16 protein-coding genes are annotated in these 18,366 nt (G+C 42.0%); 14 read left to right on the forward strand and 2 right to left on the reverse strand.

Annotated elements, in window-relative coordinates; genetic code table 11:
- Positions 1-116: 116 nt before the first annotated feature.
- The 7 genes from ACSAJE_RS12985 (at position 117) to ACSAJE_RS13015 (ending at position 7,929) form a co-directional block, all read left to right on the forward strand.
- Positions 117-1,550: an ABC transporter ATP-binding protein gene (locus tag ACSAJE_RS12985; protein WP_458009312.1), complete on the forward strand. Its 1,434-nt coding sequence runs from the start codon at positions 117-119 to the stop codon at positions 1,548-1,550.
- 50 nt (positions 1,551-1,600) lie between these two features.
- Positions 1,601-2,395, forward strand: a complete 795-nt coding sequence (locus tag ACSAJE_RS12990) for an ABC transporter permease (RefSeq protein ID WP_118691090.1) — start codon at positions 1,601-1,603, stop codon at positions 2,393-2,395.
- Positions 2,392-3,189, forward strand: a complete 798-nt coding sequence (locus tag ACSAJE_RS12995; protein WP_022026136.1) for an ABC transporter permease — start codon at positions 2,392-2,394, stop codon at positions 3,187-3,189. Before ACSAJE_RS12990 ends, ACSAJE_RS12995 begins: the two co-directional genes overlap by 4 nt.
- A gap of 44 nt (positions 3,190-3,233) precedes the next feature.
- Positions 3,234-4,637, forward strand: a complete 1,404-nt coding sequence (locus ACSAJE_RS13000) for an ABC transporter substrate-binding protein (protein ID WP_458009313.1) — start codon at positions 3,234-3,236, stop codon at positions 4,635-4,637.
- A gap of 239 nt (positions 4,638-4,876) precedes the next feature.
- Positions 4,877-5,089, forward strand: a complete 213-nt coding sequence (locus ACSAJE_RS13005) for a FeoA family protein (protein WP_458009314.1) — start codon at positions 4,877-4,879, stop codon at positions 5,087-5,089.
- A gap of 39 nt (positions 5,090-5,128) precedes the next feature.
- Positions 5,129-7,138, forward strand: coding sequence for a ferrous iron transporter B (feoB, locus tag ACSAJE_RS13010; protein WP_118691093.1), 2,010 nt, complete (start codon positions 5,129-5,131; stop codon positions 7,136-7,138).
- A gap of 410 nt (positions 7,139-7,548) precedes the next feature.
- The gene (locus ACSAJE_RS13015; RefSeq protein ID WP_118691095.1) at positions 7,549-7,929 is read left to right on the forward strand and encodes a heavy-metal-associated domain-containing protein; all 381 of its coding nucleotides are present in this window, start codon (positions 7,549-7,551) and stop codon (positions 7,927-7,929) included.
- A gap of 75 nt (positions 7,930-8,004) precedes the next feature.
- Here the strand turns inward: ACSAJE_RS13015 and ACSAJE_RS13020 are convergent, their stop codons facing one another.
- Positions 8,005-8,610, reverse strand: coding sequence for a nucleoside recognition protein (locus tag ACSAJE_RS13020; protein ID WP_118691096.1), 606 nt, complete (start codon positions 8,608-8,610; stop codon positions 8,005-8,007).
- Between the two features lie 239 nt (positions 8,611-8,849).
- Between ACSAJE_RS13020 and ACSAJE_RS13025 the strand changes: the two genes are divergently transcribed.
- Entirely contained in the window at positions 8,850-10,187 is a 1,338-nt protein-coding gene (locus ACSAJE_RS13025) for an IS4 family transposase (RefSeq protein ID WP_118691575.1), read from the forward strand.
- A gap of 212 nt (positions 10,188-10,399) precedes the next feature.
- Here the strand turns inward: ACSAJE_RS13025 and ACSAJE_RS13030 are convergent, their stop codons facing one another.
- Positions 10,400-10,816 (reverse strand): DUF1292 domain-containing protein, encoded by a 417-nt coding sequence (locus ACSAJE_RS13030; RefSeq protein WP_022026142.1) that lies wholly within the window; start codon positions 10,814-10,816, stop codon positions 10,400-10,402.
- 834 nt (positions 10,817-11,650) lie between these two features.
- Here ACSAJE_RS13030 and ACSAJE_RS13035 point away from each other — a divergent pair.
- From ACSAJE_RS13035 to ACSAJE_RS13060, 6 genes are all read left to right on the forward strand, one after another.
- The gene (locus ACSAJE_RS13035) at positions 11,651-12,367 is read left to right on the forward strand and encodes a hypothetical protein (RefSeq protein ID WP_458009315.1); all 717 of its coding nucleotides are present in this window, start codon (positions 11,651-11,653) and stop codon (positions 12,365-12,367) included.
- Complete coding sequence (locus ACSAJE_RS13040) at positions 12,364-13,359, forward strand: hypothetical protein (RefSeq protein ID WP_458009316.1); 996 nt, start codon at positions 12,364-12,366, stop codon at positions 13,357-13,359. The genes ACSAJE_RS13035 and ACSAJE_RS13040 overlap by 4 nt, the downstream gene beginning before the upstream one ends.
- Before the next feature lie 163 nt (positions 13,360-13,522).
- Complete coding sequence (gene recA / locus ACSAJE_RS13045) at positions 13,523-14,623, forward strand: recombinase RecA (RefSeq protein ID WP_458009317.1); 1,101 nt, start codon at positions 13,523-13,525, stop codon at positions 14,621-14,623.
- Positions 14,624-14,626: 3 nt separating this feature from the next.
- Complete coding sequence (locus ACSAJE_RS13050) at positions 14,627-15,094, forward strand: regulatory protein RecX (RefSeq protein ID WP_118508131.1); 468 nt, start codon at positions 14,627-14,629, stop codon at positions 15,092-15,094.
- A gap of 92 nt (positions 15,095-15,186) precedes the next feature.
- Positions 15,187-16,752 carry a ribonuclease Y gene (gene rny / locus ACSAJE_RS13055; protein WP_243034771.1) on the forward strand — a complete coding sequence of 522 codons (1,566 nt, stop codon included), beginning with the start codon at positions 15,187-15,189 and terminating at the stop codon, positions 16,750-16,752.
- Between the two features lie 151 nt (positions 16,753-16,903).
- Positions 16,904-18,259, forward strand: a complete 1,356-nt coding sequence (locus ACSAJE_RS13060) for an ASKHA domain-containing protein (protein WP_118691328.1) — start codon at positions 16,904-16,906, stop codon at positions 18,257-18,259.
- Positions 18,260-18,366: the final 107 nt, after the last annotated feature.

Below are 18,366 nucleotides of genomic sequence, written 5' to 3' on the forward strand. Positions count from 1 at the left end.
AATGGAAAAAAGAGTGGATATTCGGACAAAAAACTGGAGAAAATTCCCCATAAAATATTGACCTTCGCAGGATACTAGAGTAATATTCCATTAGATTATGCATGTGGAGGATGACTATGGGAGATTACATTATTGAATTAAAAAATATTTCCAAATGTTATGAGGGGGACACTGCCGCCGTTGATAATGTTTCTTTATCGATCGCAAAAGGTGAATTTGTAACGTTATTAGGTCCGTCCGGGTGTGGCAAGACGACGATCCTGCGAATGATCGGTGGATTTGAGCTGCCGACGTCCGGCCAGATATTGCTGGGCGGTAAGGATATCAGTAAACTGCCACCCAATGAGCGTCCGATCAACACCGTATTTCAGAAATATGCGTTATTTCCTTATTTGAATATATACGATAACATTGCGTTTGGCCTCAAGTTAAAGAAATTACCCAAAGATGTCATTGACGAGAAAGTGTGCCATGTATTAGATGTGGTGGATCTGGAGGGCTTTGAAAGGCGAAGGGTGCATACGTTATCCGGTGGTCAGCAGCAGCGTGTGGCGATTGCACGTGCGATCGTCAACGAGCCGGAGATCTTGCTTTTGGATGAACCGCTTGGCGCATTGGATTACAAAATGCGCAAAGAGATGCAGCTGGAGCTGAAATTAATGCATGAACAACTTGGCATCACATTTATTTTTGTGACGCACGATCAAGAGGAAGCACTTACCATGTCGGATAAGATCGTTGTCATGTCCAATGGTGAGATTCAGCAGGTTGGTACGCCGGAGGAGATCTACGATGAGCCAAAGAATGCTTTTGTAGCGGATTTTATCGGAGAAAGCAATATTTTTAACGGTGTTATGACAGGGCACAAGAAGGTCTCTTTCTGCCAAACAGAGTTTGATTGTGTGGATGACATTAAGGAGGGACTGCGTGTACAGGCGGTGATCCGTCCGGAAGACGTTGTTTTGACGGAGGCCGGCAAGGGAAAACTTCAGGGCGAGGTGATGTCTTCTATATTTAAAGGAACCTTTCACGAGATCACGGTCCTGCACAATGAGAAAGATGAGATTGTCGCTCAGGCTTCCGGGGATATTGCCAAGGGAACGAAAGTTGGTGTTGATATCTTGCCGGATAGTATTCATTTGATGCATTTTAATGAAAAGGCAAATCATTTCACCGGCATGATCGATGATGCGATGCGTATTCGTCTGGTGGATGGAAGTATCAAAGTGGATATGACAAAGCTTTTTTCGGGTTCGACATTGCAGGATGGAGTTCTTTATGATAAGAGCGGTCATCCGATCGAGACAGAGGGACGCAAGGTGGTTGTCTATATAAATCCAAGACAGGCGCAGCTTAGCGATGACCCACAAGTTGGTTTGGTACAGGGGCATATTGATTCGTTGATCTATATGGGAGATCATTATAGTTATGAAGTACGTTCAAGCAATGATGAGTTGTATTTTGTATATGATGAATATTTGTGGAACATTGGAGATTACGTTAGTGTTGTCGTGCCGGATACAGGCATCAGCGTTACATTAGCAGAGTGATCATTTATTAGTGCTGCCTTGGTAGCGGGATCATTTCATGGAGGAGACAGATGCATTTTACAAGAAAACAGTTAGGGATTCCGTATATCCTGTTTTTGATATTGTTTGTCGTACTGCCATTGTTTGTTGTGCTTTATTACGCATTTACTGATGGACAGGGACAATTTACCGTAGAGAACTTTCAACATTTTTTTACAAATGGAAAAACATTAGGAACGTTATTTTACAGTTTCGTGATCGCATTGCTGACGACAACCGTTTGTTTGTTCATTGCGTATCCGACAGCGTATATTCTGGCAAGAGGGGGATTTCGCAAAAGTGGTGTATGGATGCTTCTTTTGGTGACGCCGATGTGGATCAATTTTACGCTTCGTATCACGGCACTCAAAGAAGTGTTAAACCTGATCGAGGGTAACTTGGCATTTCACCCGCTGTTTAATGCGGTGCTGTGCATGGTCTATGACTTTTTACCGTTTATGATCCTGCCGATCTATACGGTGCTGTTGAAGTTAGATGGCGCACTGCCGGAGGCGGCAGCAGATCTTGGGGCAAAACGTCATCAGGTGTTTTTTAAGGTGATCCTGCCGCTCAGTATGCCGGGGATCATCAGCGGTGTGACAATGGTGTTTTTGCCGGCAATGACGAATTATGTTGTATTAGACATGGTGTATAACAGTACGTATATCATGGGAAGTCTGATCGGAAGTTACTTCAATACCTATGATTGGAATAACGGCTCTATGATCTCAATGGTACTGCTGTTCATTATTTTTGGCATCACTTGGATCACCGGCAAAATAACCGGTGATGATGGGGATATTCAGCGGGGAGGTGCAGCTTTGTGAAAAAGAAAGGATTACAGACAGTGTGGCTTATGCTTGTCGTTGCATTTTTGTATCTGCCGATCTTGATCTTAGCGGTGTATAGTTTTACAAAGTCGACGATGATCGGATCGATCCGTGGATTTTCTGTGCATAATTATGTCACGTTATTTACGACCAAAGAGCTGACAGATATGATCATAGGCACAGTTTTTCTGGCACTTTTGGTAGCTGTATTATCCAGTATATTAGGGACGTTAGGTGCAATAGGAATTTTTTACTCTTCCAAAAAGACACGCATGAGTATCGAACTTGTGAATCAGATACCGGTAGTTAATTCGGATGTTGTGACTGGATTTTCGATATGTGTACTGTTGATCGTTTTTGCCGGGATCGATAAAGATACTTATATTCCGTTGATCGTCGGACAGACGGTATTATGTACGCCATTTGTATATTTGTCAGTGCTTCCCAAACTAAAGCAGATGGATCCGGATATGTATATGGCGGCATTAGATCTTGGCTGTACTCCGGCAAAGGCACTTCGTACCGTAATCTTTCGGGAGCTGGTACCGGGTATTGCGGCAGGCTTTATGACTGCAGTGACCTTGTCGTTAGATGATTATTTCATAACTACGTATACCAAACCTGCTACGTTTAATACGATCAGTACGTATGTGGTTAATGCGACACGTGGAGCACGGACAGAGATCAAGACGGCTCTTTGGGCGCTGTCAACGGTAATATTTTTGCTGGTGGTGCTATTTGTGGTTGTGATAAACAGCAAAGATCTAAAAAAGTCGACAAATGTAGAATGACAGAATAAATGTATAACGATTGTAGAAAGGAATGTAGAAAAACCGTGAAAAAAGGAATTGCATTGTGTGTTTTGTTCTTGCTGTCAGCATTGTGTGTCGGTTGTGGAAAGCAGTCGGAAGATGATGTGACAGTACTTCGCGTGGCGAATTGGGAGGAATACATTGATGAGGGCGGCTGGTCTGAGGATGAGACGATCGAGCTTGCGGACGGCACGAAAATTCTCGGAAAGGAAGAGATGACGGAGCTGTTTGAGCAATGGTATGAAAAGAAATACGGTGAAAAAGTCAAAGTGGAATATTCCACGTTTGGCACAAATGAAGATTTGTACAATCAGCTTACTTTGGGAGATACTTTTGATCTGATCTGTCCATCAGAATATATGATCATGAAGTTGATGAAAGAGCATCGATTGGAACCGTTTTCGAGCAGTTTTTATGACACCTCGGATCCGGATAACTACTATGCGAAAGGAGTTTCCCCCTATATAAGGAAACGTTTTGATGAGTTAAAGATTGATGGAGAAGAGTTATCCAAGTATGGTGCAGGTTATATGTGGGGAACAATGGGGATTGTCTATAATCCAAAGGAAGTGGATGAAAAAGATACCGATCATTGGTCCATGTTGTTGGATACCAAATATCGTAAACGTATCACGATGAAAGACAGTATCCGAGATTCCTATATTGTGGCGCAGGCGATCCGCAAAGAAAAGGAGCTATCTTCACAGCAGTTTACACAGGCTCCTGATTATTCGAATCGTCTTTTTGAGGAAATGAATGATACGAGTGTGAAAGCAGTGGATGAGATTCAGGAGATCCTTGGAGATATGCGCGAAAATGCGTATTCGCTGGAGACAGACAGTGGTAAAGCGGATATGGTTACCGGCAAAGTTGTTGCCAATATGCAGTGGTCCGGTGATGGTGTGTATACCATGGACCAGGCGGAAGAAGATGGGCTTGAGCTGAGCTTTGCCGTACCGAAGGAAGCCTCGAATCTGTGGTTTGACGGCTGGTGTATGCTTAAAAAAGGCGTTCGGTCGGATGCAAAGAAGCAGCAGGCTGCAGAAGCCTTTGTAAATTTTTTGTCCCGACCAGACAATGTGATCAAGAATATGTATTATATTGGTTACACTTCTGTGATTTCCGGTGGTGACAGTCCTTTGATCTATGAATATGCAGACTGGTGTTATGGCGCAGAAGATGAAGATACGGACACTGTACCATATTCATTACGATATTTCTTTACTGAGGAAGATGAGAATGCTTCACAGGACTATGTGCTGCAAGTACCTGCAGGAGAGGAACGCAGACAGGTGTTTGCCGGATATCCGCCACGTGATGTAATCACGCGCAGTGCAATCATGCAATGTTTTGACGATGAACAAAATAAACGTATTTCCAGAATGTGGACAAATATTCGTTGCTTTGAATGGAAAGATCTATTTTGACATTATAATCCTATCTTCAAAAAGCTGCCGCTTTGTAAGGCAGCTTTTTTGAAAAAATTTATATTTTTGTTGACAAAAGAAAAAGATTGTATTAAATTATTATAGGGTTAGATAGAGCTAACCTAAATATGTGTCAACTTTCACACGATAGATAGACCTAACGAAAAGAAGTCGCAACAGATTGCTGTTAGTAACGAACTATATTGTGCGAGGAAGGACAGGAGCGGAAAGGAAAACATATGACTCTGAATGATGCAGTAGAAGGAAAAGAATATGTAGTAGAAGAGATTGCAACAAACGATGATGAAATGAGTGCGTTCTTATTCTCACTTGGGTGCTACAGTGGTGAGCCGATCACAGTCGTTGCACGTAAAAAGAAAAATCTGGTAGTTTCGATCAAAGACGCCAGATACAACATTGATATTGAACTAGCGAAAGCTATTTTAATATAAAGAATTTGATAATTTGTCATTTTACAAGGAGGTTTCGTTATGAGAATTGCGTTAACCGGTAATCCCAATAGTGGAAAGACCACTATGTACAACGCATTAACGGGAAGAAATGAAAAAATCGGTAACTGGGCTGGTGTTACCGTCGATAAGAAAGAAAGCCAGATCAAGAAGGCGTATTACGATGGCTCAAAAGAGTTGATCGCAGTCGATCTTCCGGGTGCATACTCCATGTCACCGTTTACATCAGAGGAGAGCATTACAAGCGGTTATGTGAAGAATGAGCATCCGGATGTTATTATTAATATCGTAGATGCTACCAATTTGAGCCGTAGCTTGTTCTTCACAACACAGCTTTTGGAACTTGGTGTTCCGGTTGTTGTAGCTTTGAATAAGAGCGATATTAATGAGAAGAAAGAGACAAAGATCAACACAGAACTGTTGTCTCAGAAACTTGGCTGTCCGGTGCTTAAAACAGTATCCACATCCGATGAAGGACTAAAAGAAGTTGTTGCTCAGGCAGCAGAGTTAGAGGGATCCGGTCAGAAGGCACCGTATATACAGGGTGAAGTTAATCTTCATGACAAAGATGAGGTAGAAGCTGCTGATAGAAAGCGCTTTGCATTTGTAAATGCTATTGTGAAAGAAGTAGAGAATCGTAAAGTGCTTACAAAGGATAAGACAATTGGGGATAAGATTGATTCTGTTATCACACATCCTGTAATCGGTATTGCAATCTTTGCAGTAGTAATGTACCTGGTATTCTATATTTCACAGTCTACTTTAGGTACATATTTGGCAGATATCCTGACCGGATGGATCGAGCAGTTCCAGGGTTGGGCGACAGATAGTTTGGAAAAAGCTAACGCAAGTGCATTCTTAGTATCCTTCCTTTGTGATGGTATTATCGGTGGTGTAGGCGCCGTTGTTGGTTTCCTTCCACTCGTAATGGTGATGTACTTCCTTATCGCATTACTTGAAGACTGTGGTTACATGTCACGTGCAACAGTCGTACTGGATCCAATCTTTAAGAGAGTAGGTCTTTCCGGTAAATCCGTCATCCCTATGATTATCGGTACCGGTTGTGGTATTCCTGCTATCATGGCATGTCGTACCATTAAGAATGAGCGTGAGCGTAGAACAACAGCGATGCTTGCAACATTTATGCCATGTGGCGCTAAGATGCCTGTAATCGCATTGTTTGCAGGAGCATTCTTCCCGAAATCAAAATGGGTAGGTCCATTGATGTATTTCGTTGGAATTCTTTTGATACTTTTGGGAGCATTGCTTATCAAAGCAATTACCGGTATGAAATATAGAAAGTCCTTCTTCATTATTGAGCTTCCGGAATATAAGATTCCAAGCTTGAAGATCGGTGTTTTATCTATGTTAAATCGTGGTAAGGCATACATCGTTAAGGCTGGTACCGTAATCCTTGTATGTAATACTGTAGTACAGTTGATGCAGTCCTTTAACTGGCATCTTCAGGCAATCGAAGAGGGACAGGAGAGTACTTCTATTCTGGCAAGTATTGCCGGCCCGTTTGCTTATCTGTTAGTACCTGTCGTTGGAATTGCATCATGGCAGCTTGCAGCAGCAGCAATCACGGGATTTATTGCTAAGGAGAATGTAGTTGGTACAATCGCTACCTGCTTTGCAATTACAAACTTCATTGATACTGATGAGCTTGCATTAGTAGGTTCCGGTAATGCGGTAGCTGATGTTATGAGATTGACAAAAGTGGCAGCACTTGCATACTTAATGTTCAACCTTTATACACCACCATGTTTCGCTGCACTTGGTGCTATGAACTCTGAGATGCAGAGTGGTAAGTGGCTGCTTGGTGGTATCTGCTTACAGCTTGCAACAGGTTTCACAGTTGGATATTTGGTATACCAGATCGGTACAATGATCGTCTCCGGACCTGCAGCAGTTCTTTCTACTCCAGGTTTCTATGCAGGATTGATTGCAATAGCAATTTTTGCGGCAGTGATCGTTAGTCTGATCATCAAAGGTAACAGAGCTATTGATACAGAGTATCAATTAGATTAATGTATATATGAAAACTTCACGGCGTCAGAAGATATGGCAACGTATCTTCCGCTGTGGAAGATTTCATAGAATCAATAGAAAGGGATGGTTATTGTGGGAAGCATTATTGCAAACTTGATCGCAATATTAGTTATTGCGCTTATTTTAGGAGTGTCGATTTTTTATATTGTCAAATCTAAGAAAAAGGGTGTAAGATGCATTGGCTGTCCTTCGGCTGGTTCCTGCACAAAGTATTGCGGAGCTGGGTCAAAGAAAACAAAACAGAAAAAATAGTGATGGGGCCGTTTGTTTTGCAAAAAACAGGCGGTCTTTTCTCTATATGATCAGATGGATGGTTATGCCTCTTTACGAACAGCGGTGCTTTAGGGAGCGGAAGAAGATAGCAGAGTTAGAAAGGTCAGGTGGTAAATATGGTAAATTATTTGGCAGCACAGACATCGGGCAATTGGATTGCGATCGTGATCATTGTGATCATTTTGATCCCGGCAATCCGTACGACAGTCAAACATATGAAAGGGGAAGGAGACTGCTGTGGAGGACCAAAGGAAAAGGTACCTAAGAAAAAGATGGATGGTCCGAAGCTTCGAGAGCTTACTGTTCATATTGAAGGAATGCATTGCCAGAATTGTAAAAATCGTATTGAGAAGCATGTCAATGAGCTGGACGGTGTGATCTGTAAAGTGAAACTGAATAAAAAAATAGCCGTCGTATCTCTATACAAAGATGTCGATGAATCGCTCATCAAGGATACGATAGAAAAGCTTGATTTTACTGTTGTAGGTATGGAGTAGGACGATGGAAAAACTTGAATTTCCTGTTGCGGGTATAAAGTAGAGCGGGGGATAGGCAGTGCATAACTGCACCGCCTATTTTTCTCCCTTACGGCACATGATCCTGCAAAAAATAATAGCGACGATCGTACTGATAGTGGTGGCGATCAGACCGGGGAACACAACGGCTGCAGGATTGACGGAACCGTATTGGGAACGGTAAGCAATCGTGCTGACCGGAATCAACTGCAGTGATGAAATATTAATGATCAAAAAAGTGCACATTTCATCGGAAGCCTTGCGGATCGGTCTGCCGGTATCAGAAAGACGCTCCCGCTCTATTTTTGCCAGTTCTTTCATAGCTTTCAGTCCCATAGGAGTCGCTGCCCAGCCCAGCCCTAATAAATTAGCAACGATATTAGCGCTGATGTACTCTTTTGCAATATGATCTTTTGGAATGCGTGGAAATAGAAAATGCAGGACAGGGTCCAGTTTTCTGGTGATCTGGTCTAACAGGCCGGAACGTTTGGCAATCTCGATCAATCCTGTCCACATAGACATAATGCCGAGCATAGTGATCGCCATTGTTACAGCTTCGCCCGTACTGTCAATAGCCGCATTGCTAAGAGCCTCCACCTCGCCGGTCAGTATGCCAAATCCAATACCGATCAGTATCATATACCCCCAAAGATAATTAAGCATAACCATCCTCACAATATCATGGATTTATTTAACACATATGAAAAAGGCAGATGGATTATTCCCAATGGCATTAAGTTAAGGAAATCTCACATCACAGAAATGTGGTGTGGGATTTTTTTTGCAATAAACTATTGACAAATCAGTCATAAAATGCGGCCGCTTTAGCTACTGAGAATTTTGAGAGGTAGCTAAAGCGGCTCTTGTAATTAGAAAACATCTATTTACAAGGAGGAAATCGCATGAATAGAAACTCACAGAAATTAAGAAACTTATTATTGAATCTCATTAATAAGCAGAAGCAGGATTTAACAGGACTTGTTTCTGACCCCGATGTGAATTTTACAAGAAATAGGAAAATTCCATATGAAAATATGATTTTGTCATTGCTAACGATGGAGGGGGCTACTTTAACGAACGAACTATTACGACAGTTTGGTTGCAGTACCACTACCGCAACATCATCAGCATTTGTTCAGCAGAGAAAGAAAATCCTACCAGCCGCACTGGAAAATCTTTTTCAAGAGTTCGCTTCCCAAACAGCCCGAAGCGATAATTATAGGGGATATAAACTTTTAGCTATTGATGGTTCAGATATTCAAATTGCAACTAATCCGAGGGACAAAGCGTCTTTTTTTCAAACAAAAGAAGGCGTAAAACCCTACAATCTCCTTCACCTTAATGCTTTATACAACCTTCTCTCTCACACATATGAAGATGCTATAGTTTATAAAGCTAAAGAAGCCGGAGAAAACAAAGCATTAATTGAAATGGTTGATAGATCTGATTTTACCACAAAGACCATTGTTACTGCGGACAGAGGGTATGAGTCGTATAACAACATGGCACATATACAAGAAAAAGGTTGGTTCTACCTTATACGAGTAAAGGATTTTGGCAAGTACAAAACAGGCATTTTGCACGGCTTAGACTTACCTGACACAGAGGAATTTGATGAGTATATAGATTTAAATTTAACTCGGAAACAGACAAATGAAATGAAGAATTTATTGCAGCAGAAGAATACATATCGATGGATATCACATAAATGTACGTTCGATTATCTGCCGTCAAAAAGTAAAAAATCAGATCCTGCAGTATTGTATCATCTACCATTTAGAATTGTACGTTTTCCAATATCAGATAATTCATATGAAGTTGTAGTAACCAATCTGGACGCAGTAGAATTTCCTTCAGATGAACTAAAGAAACTATACGGCATGAGGTGGGGAATTGAAACATCTTTTAGAGATTTAAAATATACTATAGGATTACTTCATTTTCATTCGAAAAAGGTGGACTATATACTCCAAGAAATTTTCGCAGGGCTAATAATGTATAACTTTTCTGAATTGATTACCTCGCACGTAGTCATAGAAAAGGGTTCCAGAAAATATGAATATAAAATCAACTTTTCTGTTGCTGTACATATATGCCGTGATTTCCTGTTAAGTATAAATAACCCACCTGATGTTGAACTGCTCATTGCCAGATATGTACTACCCATTCGCCCCGGGCGCTCAAGACCACGAGAAATGAAAGTCAAACAAGCAATAAGCTTCATGTATAGAATAGCATAAAATATCGAAAAATGTATCAATTTTTGACAAGGGTATTGCTCTTGTCTATTTGTCGTACATTTTTTTGATTAATGTATGGAATTTAATCTGTGACAAGAAAATGAAAAGAGAAGTTAGTATCGAAAAAAGATACCAACTTCTCTCATAATTAGCCTTAACTTAATGCCATTGGGATTATTCCATCTGCCTGTACCTTAGCCAATTCAAAGGATTTAGTTGTCCAGATCAATAGAGACTCCCGGAATAATATCAGAAATATCGTCCAGATAACCGATATTTCCGTCATCTTCCTCATCGTCATCATCATCATCTTCTTCTTGGGCCATTTCTGCGATCAATTCTTCGAACGCGGCACTGGCGATCTCAAATTCTTCCGGATCGTCCAGACTTTCAAATACCGGATTGCCATCAGCATCCTCAGAATAGATCAATAATAATACTTCGCCATCTTCGAATTCATCATTTGGCTCCGTAGGAACTACAGCAATGTATTCTTTGCCAAGTTCATGAATTTCCAAAGCGGCAACAGCTTCCATGTCCATGTCATTGCCATCTTCATCTGTCAGAGTGATCACTGCATTAAAGTCGTTATCTTCATTAAAAAATAATGCGTTATTTTTGTCGTTCATTGATATCCTCCATTTTACTATTGCTACATACGTGCAACAAAATATAATACGTTTTTATTCAAACTTCTCTGTATATCAGGGAGAGAGTTTGAAATGGTTATTTGCTGTTCAAATAGTAACATTAGGGGCATCTGATGTCAAATAAAAAGAATATAAAATAAATGCTCAATTAAAACCCTCCATACCGGAAGTTACAGACAATCCACATATTGCATATTATGTCAATCAAATAATAGCTATTTTGCAGCCGATAAAGTAAATTATCCTGCCTTCAAAAAAACTATAGCAATTGCTGCAGAACGCAGAGTTTTCGCGTGATTTCTTATTTTGTTAAGTCTCTGATGAATACATGCCTGAAGGATTGTCTGAGATGTCCCGGTTTAGCAAGGTATCATCCATTTTTGGACGGGACGCTTTCGCTACGATGCGCTACGTCACGTTACTTAATGTCTCTGAGATACGAGACATAAGTAACGACGAGCGCAAAGTCCCTTTCAAAAATGATGAATACCTTGCTTCCGGGACTTCGAGTTTCCGAAAGGCATGTAAATCGATCATCAGAGACAACAAAATCTAGAAATCACTGTGAAAACTAATTGCGGCAAAGCAATTGCTATAGTTTCTTGATGGCAGGACTCACTATATCGCGGCTGCAAAATATAATTAACCCATCGACATAATAAGCAATATGTGGATGTGTGAGATATTGAGGCATGGGAAGATGGAATAATTTATTAACGGATATTAACGGAACAGGGGGATATGTGGTATAATTGATGGAGAATGTAGACAGGTTATAAGGTATGGCAGAGTGTCTGCGGAATGGAGAATAAAATGGGCAGTAAAGTATGGACAGCAGGTAATTTATATGTGAATCAATCCGGTAAGATCGTACAATTGATGGCGGTTGCAAGGCAGGAGGGCAGTGCGCAGGAGCTTGCCATATATCAGGAGATGCATGCACCATTTACCGTATGGGCAAAATCTCTGTCAGCTTTTGAGGCGACTTATCATAAGATGGCAGAAGTGTTAGAGGAGAAGCGTGCGCCTCAGGAGAGAACGGTAGAAGCATCCGGGGAGAAGCGTGCACCTCAGGAGAGAGTGGTAGAAGCATCCGGGGCAAAAAGTGCTTTGCAGGAGAGTGTGTCTGAAGTGTCGGCGCAGGATTTGTCTCAGGAGAACGAATCAGAGGCATCCGAGAATCAGCGCGCACAGGGGGAGAATGTGCCTGCCGGTGGGGCGGATGTGAGCGAAGAAGAGCTGCGTATGGCACTGGAAAAGGGGCAGCCGGAAAAATATTTGTCCGGTCGTATTACAGAAACGGAAATCGCCAGGCGAGGCATGCTTCAAATATTAGATGCAGAGTCTTTTCGAGAAAAGAGACAGCTATTAGTGGGACTGCGTCCGTATATTGACAAACTGTTACTACACAATATTGCAGCAGCGTTAGATGTTGTTTTGGAAGAAGGAACACTTGATGATCAGTTTGAGTCACTGCTTCATTGTGTTGATGCACATGCCAGATATGAAGGAGGGAGATTGCGGTCATGATCAGGAAAATTATACGCAGTATGACACAGGGGTCTGTCAAGACAAAACTTTTTTTATGGGCAATGATTTTGCTGGGGATAGCATCTGTTGCATTGTTTATCGCAGCGTGGATACTGCAGCTTCCGATATTTGCACTGGCAGCGCTTGTATTGTTGGTCGTTGCCTTTGCGACTGTAAATTCTGTTACGATCAATACACAGAAGGCTCAAAAATCAAATAAAGATACATACGATGAAGGAAAAGAAGCGCATTCGCCACAGGAACGGCAGCGAGCCAAGGCAAGATATCTGGCCTCGCTTCAATCGAAAGATGTCAAAAAGATATTAAAGCAGCATAAAGTAACGCAGTCTCATCAGAAACTTATGATTGATTCTTACCAGGAGAGAAAATTAGAGCAGGTTCCGGCATTTGCCTGGAGAACTGACAAAACATTACATTTTCTTGTGCTAGAGGGCCATGCAAATGAATTTGAGATTCCCATGGATCAGATCAGGGGTATTTATTATGAAAAAAATGTAACTGCAGATATCGAAAAGGATTATATCCCGTTTCAATATAGTACGTACATTGCTAAAATGTTTCAAGATCTTTTGCCGGAATATGCAGAACGTAACGTAGACGGAGAACTTGTTTACCAAAAAAATTTATTTTATTTGAGCAATGGATTATACATAACGAATACGTCAATGGCAAATTTGATGAAGCTGTTGCCAAAGGTCCCGTTTTTATTGGATGACAGTGTGAGTCGCAGCAATCGCCTGGACGCATATTTTAAGGAAATATACAAAAATCGTGTTCTTTGTGAGGCCCATGCGATCACGATGGAGCAGTACCGTCAGTCAATAGAGGACACATTAGAGGATTTGATACAGGCGCCCATCAGCGGACAGGAATTTGTGAAAAGTCTTCGCGATATGACAAAATACCATCTGATCGATCAGCAGCAAGTTAGCAGATGTAGCCAAAGATATCGTCAGATTAAAAACATATGACATGATGCAATAAAAATAATACGTAATTATATATTGACATATGTTAAAAATAAAGATATAGTATTAGTATACTTGAATTGCAAAAAGATGTTGACAGGATAATGAAAAAGCATTATCATACAAAAAGAACACTTGTTCGAATTAAGAAAGGATGAATTTAGTTATGGCAAACGAAGTAAAGATCGATGAAAATAAAAGAAAAGCGTTGGAGTCTGCACTGTCTCAGATTGAGAAGGCATATGGTAAGGGTTCCGTTATGAAATTAGGCGACAATATGCATTTGAATGTGGAGACCGTACCATCTGGTTCTTTGGGCTTGGATCTCGCTCTGGGTGTTGGCGGTGTGCCAAAGGGACGTGTGGTAGAAGTGTATGGACCAGAGTCTGGCGGTAAGACGACCGTTGCACTGCATATGGTAGCAGAGGTGCAGAAACGCGGAGGTATTGCCGGCTTTATTGATGCGGAGCATGCGCTGGATCCGGTGTATGCCAAGAAGATAGGTGTAGATATTGACAACCTATATATTTCACAGCCGGATACCGGAGAGCAGGCATTGGAGATTACAGAGACAATGGTGCGTTCCGGTGCAGTTGACATTGTGATCGTGGATTCTGTAGCAGCACTGGTTCCGAAAGCAGAGATTGAGGGTGAGATGGGAGATTCTCACGTTGGTCTTCAGGCAAGATTAATGTCTCAAGCATTGCGTAAATTGACAGCGATCATCGGCAAGACCAATTGTACGGTGATCTTTATCAACCAGTTGCGTGAGAAAGTTGGTGTCATGTTCGGTAATCCGGAGACAACGACCGGTGGCCGTGCATTGAAATATTATTCCTCCATTCGTTTGGAAGTCAGACGTGGGGAGCAGATCAAAAAGGATGGTGAGGCGATCGGTAATCGAACCAAGATCAAAGTTGTGAAAAATAAAGTGGCACCACCATTCCGTACTGCTGAGGTTGATATTATTTACGGAGAGGGCATTTCCAGAGAAGGAGATATTTTGGATCTGGCCGTTGCAGAAAATATTGTCAATAAGAGTGGCGCTTGGTATGCCTATAACGGAGATAAGATCGGTCAGGGACGTGAAAATGCAAAACTGTTCTTGAAAGAACATCCGGATCTGATGGAAGAGGTTGAACAAAAAGTACGTGAAAAATATGCTCAAAAAGAGGGTGTTGATCAGGCAGAGAATGAGGAAAAGGCGTCTGATAAAACAGTTAAGGAGCCGGTTAAGGCAGCCAAAAAGGCTGACGATGCGGAATAATCGATGGAAGATGAGAAATTAAAGGCAACGAAGAAAGCGATGGGATTGTTGCAGCATATGGATCGCACGGAATGGGAACTTCGCAGTAAGTTAGAACAGGCGGGATTCTCAGAAGAAGCAGTGGAAGCAGCAATACAATATGTTGCCGGGTATCATTATATTGACGATAAGAGGTATGCAAAGCGGTTTGTAGAAATATATCGCGAATCCCGAAGTATGCGAAGAATACGTCAGGATTTACAAAAAAGACACGTTCCGGAGCAGTGGATCACGCTGGCAATAGAGGCTGTTGACGAGGATGATACCCCGGCACTGCAAAAGGCACTGGAAAAACTGCTCCGAGGAAGGACAGAACTATCTTATGAAGAGCAGCAAAAAGTAACGGCAAAACTGTATCGGCGGGGGTTTCGACTGGATGCTGTTCGTCGCCAAATTGACCTATGGCGCGAGCGAAATGATTGCCAATATTAGGGGAAGTTTACTTGACATTTTTCTGTGAAAAGTATAAAATTGAACTGTTGTACTATGTGCAATGAATATTTATAAGGAGGTGCTTCAGTTCGATGTCACCAATGGTTATTAAAATAGTAGCCGTTGTGATCTTACTGGTTGCCATCGTTGTTACGGCACTTTTGACGAAGACGATTTCTATTAAGCGTTATCAGGAATCTGAGAATCAGAAGTTGAACAATGCAGAGGACAAGGCTCGTCAGATCATTGATGAAGCTGTAAAGACTGCAGAGACGAAAAAGCGTGAAGCCCTATTAGAGGCGAAGGAAGAAGCGATCAAGAATAAGAATGAAATTGAGCGTGAATCCAAAGAGCGTAGAGCCGAAATTCAGCGATATGAAAAGCGAGTATTATCGAAAGAGGAAGCTCTGGACAAAAAATCGGAAGCCTTAGAGAAGAAGGAATCCAAATTAAATGCGAAAGATGCGGATTTGGATCGTCTTAAGAAAGAGTTGGAGACGATTAAGAACAGCCATCTTCGCGAGTTGGAAAAGATTTCCGGTTTGACCTCCGAACAAGCAAAGGAATATTTGTTAAAATCTGTAGAAGAAGATGTGAAACATGAAACTGCTGTTCTCGTTAAGGAATTAGAGAACAAGGCAAAGGAAGAGGCAGACAAAAAGGCAAAGGATTATGTTGTGACTGCGATTCAGCGATGTGCTGCGGATCATGTAGCAGAGACAACAATCTCCGTTGTTCAGTTGCCAAATGAGGAGATGAAAGGACGAATTATTGGTCGAGAGGGACGTAATATTCGTACATTAGAGACTCTGACAGGTGTAAATCTTATTATTGATGACACACCGGAGGCAGTTGTTTTATCTGCATTTGATGGAGTAAGACGAGAGGTTGCTCGTATTGCTCTTGAGAAACTAATTGTTGATGGACGAATTCATCCTGCAAGAATTGAAGAGATGGTGGAGAAGGCACAGCGTGATGTTGAGTCGATGATTCGTGAAGAAGGTGAAGCAGCAACATTAGAGGTTGGTGTTCATGGAATTCATCCGGAATTAATTCGTTTGTTAGGTAGAATGAAGTTTAGAACCAGTTATGGTCAGAATGCATTGAAACATTCTATTGAGGTTGCACATTTGTCTGGCTTACTTGCCGGAGAAATTGGTGCTGATGTGCGTCTAGCAAAACGCGCAGGTTTGCTTCACGACATTGGTAAATCGGTCGATCAGGAGATGGAAGGTACACATGTTCAGATTGGTGCGGACTTATGTCGGAAGTATAAAGAGTCGGGTATTGTAATTAACGCTGTGGAAGCACACCATGGCGATGTGGAGCCAGAAAGCTTGATCGCATGCATCGTTCAGGCAGCAGATACCATTTCTGCAGCTAGACCGGGTGCTCGTCGAGAAACACTGGAAACATATACAAACAGATTGAAACAGTTAGAAGATATTTCAAATAGCTTTAAGGGAGTTGAAAAATCATTTGCCATTCAGGCAGGACGTGAAGTTCGTGTCATGGTTATACCAGAGAAGGTATCAGATGATGACATGATACTATTAGCAAGAGACATCGCTAAGCAGGTTGAGGATGAACTGAAATATCCTGGCCAGATTAAGGTAAATGTTATTCGTGAATCCAGAGTAACCGATTACGCTAAGTAAGGCGCAATGGAGTAAAAATGAGCGAAAGAGGTCGTGCGGAACGACCTCTTTTCTTTTCCACAAATAAAAACTAGAGTGTGACGAGAACAATGAAAAGTATGGGCATTACCTTTTACATAGATAGAAAATAATAGAAAGAAGGTGACAGGAGATGGTGATCTTAAAGAATTCTACACGCGAAAGCGCTAAAATAGGACAAGCGATAGATACGCAGTTTCAAACGGGAGGAGATCCATGGCTGGCAGTAGACATTGGAACGACAACGGTGGTAGTTGATCTATATACTTCTTATGGTGAGCTGGTAGCAACGTTAGCAGAAGACAATGCACAGGGAACCTATGGCAGTGATGTTATGATGCGGCTTATGCATGTCAAAGAGGGAAGAGGCGACCTTTTGGTACAGCGTATACGCGAGCAGATCTTCCAAATGGGCAGCAAACTGATCTGTAAATGGAAGTCACTTTTTGCGCAGACTGTACCGGTTCAAATGGCGGTGGTAGGAAACACGGTCATGTGTCATCTCTTTTTGCAAAAAGACGTTACCGGTCTGATGGGAGCTCCATTTTCGGCAGCTTATGAAGGCTGCTATACATTATTGGGGAAAGATGTTGGCTGGAAAGACTGGAATACGTTAGCCATTACAGTATTGCCTGGCATAGCGGCACATGTTGGCGCAGATGCTGCGGCAATGCTTGGAAATTTGCGGATGTGGGATGCGGACAAAATCCAATTAGCGGTTGATCTGGGAACGAACGCAGAGATTCTGTTAAATAACAGAGGAACACTGTATGCGTGTTCTACTGCCGCAGGTCCGGCATTTGAGGGAAGAGGGATCACGCATGGCAGGAGAGCGAGAGCAGGGGTTATTAATGCGGTGAAACTGTTTCGTGGTGCGGGCAATATCGAGCTTACCTTGGTGTCTGCTCGAGAACAAAATGATCAGAAGCCGATAGGGATCTGTGGTTCCGGATTGGTAGATCTTCTTGCGGCTCTGCGCCGCCATCAAGTGATGACATCGGATGGCTGCCTGCTTTCTGGTGAAGAAGCGATGCAGATAAACAGTGCCAGACCATTTGCGGACTGTCTGACTACGGATGTTAAGGGAGAAAGACAATTTGTTCTGTATGACGATATTGTATTGACGCAGCAGGATATTCGTTCTGTGCAGTTAGCGAAAGCAGCGATACAGAGCGGCATGATGTTGTTATTAGAGCAGGCAGTGGTGTCAGTGGAGGACATACAGGAGCTGTACGTTGCTGGTGTCTTTGGAGGATTTGTCAATCCGGGCAGTGCAAAACAGATGGGACTCTTACCTTCTATTGATGATAAGAAAATCATTTTTGTTGGGAACGCAGCGGGAAAAGGAGCAGGCGAAGCGTTATGTGACCCGAAATTTATAGATATGCTGCAGGAGCATATCGCAGACATACATCATATTGAACTGGCAGAGCAGGCAAAATTTACACAGGTATATATGGATTCTATGGAAATTGCGCCATGGCATTGATATTGCGGTTGCACTGTGGGATGCTTGCCTGTCATAGGGGATTTGTGCTACTATGTAGTGAGCCTTATAGAGGTTTTAGATGCACGAAAATGGCTTGGACAGAAAGA

The organism is Jutongia sp. SJQ-6 (assembly GCF_054161275.1).

Excerpts from the sequence above, each read along its gene's own strand:
- ACSAJE_RS12985 (WP_458009312.1), top strand. The coding sequence starts at position 117 with ATGGGAGATTACATTATTGAATTAAAAAATATTTCCAAATGTTATGAG.
- ACSAJE_RS12990 (WP_118691090.1), top strand. The coding sequence starts at position 1,601 with ATGCATTTTACAAGAAAACAGTTAGGGATTCCGTATATCCTGTTTTTG.
- ACSAJE_RS13005 (WP_458009314.1), top strand. The coding sequence starts at position 4,877 with ATGACTCTGAATGATGCAGTAGAAGGAAAAGAATATGTAGTAGAAGAG.
- feoB (WP_118691093.1), top strand. The coding sequence starts at position 5,129 with ATGAGAATTGCGTTAACCGGTAATCCCAATAGTGGAAAGACCACTATG.
- ACSAJE_RS13015 (WP_118691095.1), top strand. The coding sequence starts at position 7,549 with ATGGTAAATTATTTGGCAGCACAGACATCGGGCAATTGGATTGCGATC.
- ACSAJE_RS13020 (WP_118691096.1), bottom strand. The coding sequence starts at position 8,610 with ATGCTTAATTATCTTTGGGGGTATATGATACTGATCGGTATTGGATTT.
- ACSAJE_RS13025 (WP_118691575.1), top strand. The coding sequence starts at position 8,850 with ATGAATAGAAACTCACAGAAATTAAGAAACTTATTATTGAATCTCATT.
- ACSAJE_RS13030 (WP_022026142.1), bottom strand. The coding sequence starts at position 10,816 with ATGAACGACAAAAATAACGCATTATTTTTTAATGAAGATAACGACTTT.
- ACSAJE_RS13035 (WP_458009315.1), top strand. The coding sequence starts at position 11,651 with ATGGGCAGTAAAGTATGGACAGCAGGTAATTTATATGTGAATCAATCC.
- ACSAJE_RS13040 (WP_458009316.1), top strand. The coding sequence starts at position 12,364 with ATGATCAGGAAAATTATACGCAGTATGACACAGGGGTCTGTCAAGACA.
- recA (WP_458009317.1), top strand. The coding sequence starts at position 13,523 with ATGGCAAACGAAGTAAAGATCGATGAAAATAAAAGAAAAGCGTTGGAG.
- ACSAJE_RS13050 (WP_118508131.1), top strand. The coding sequence starts at position 14,627 with ATGGAAGATGAGAAATTAAAGGCAACGAAGAAAGCGATGGGATTGTTG.
- rny (WP_243034771.1), top strand. The coding sequence starts at position 15,187 with ATGTCACCAATGGTTATTAAAATAGTAGCCGTTGTGATCTTACTGGTT.
- ACSAJE_RS13060 (WP_118691328.1), top strand. The coding sequence starts at position 16,904 with ATGGTGATCTTAAAGAATTCTACACGCGAAAGCGCTAAAATAGGACAA.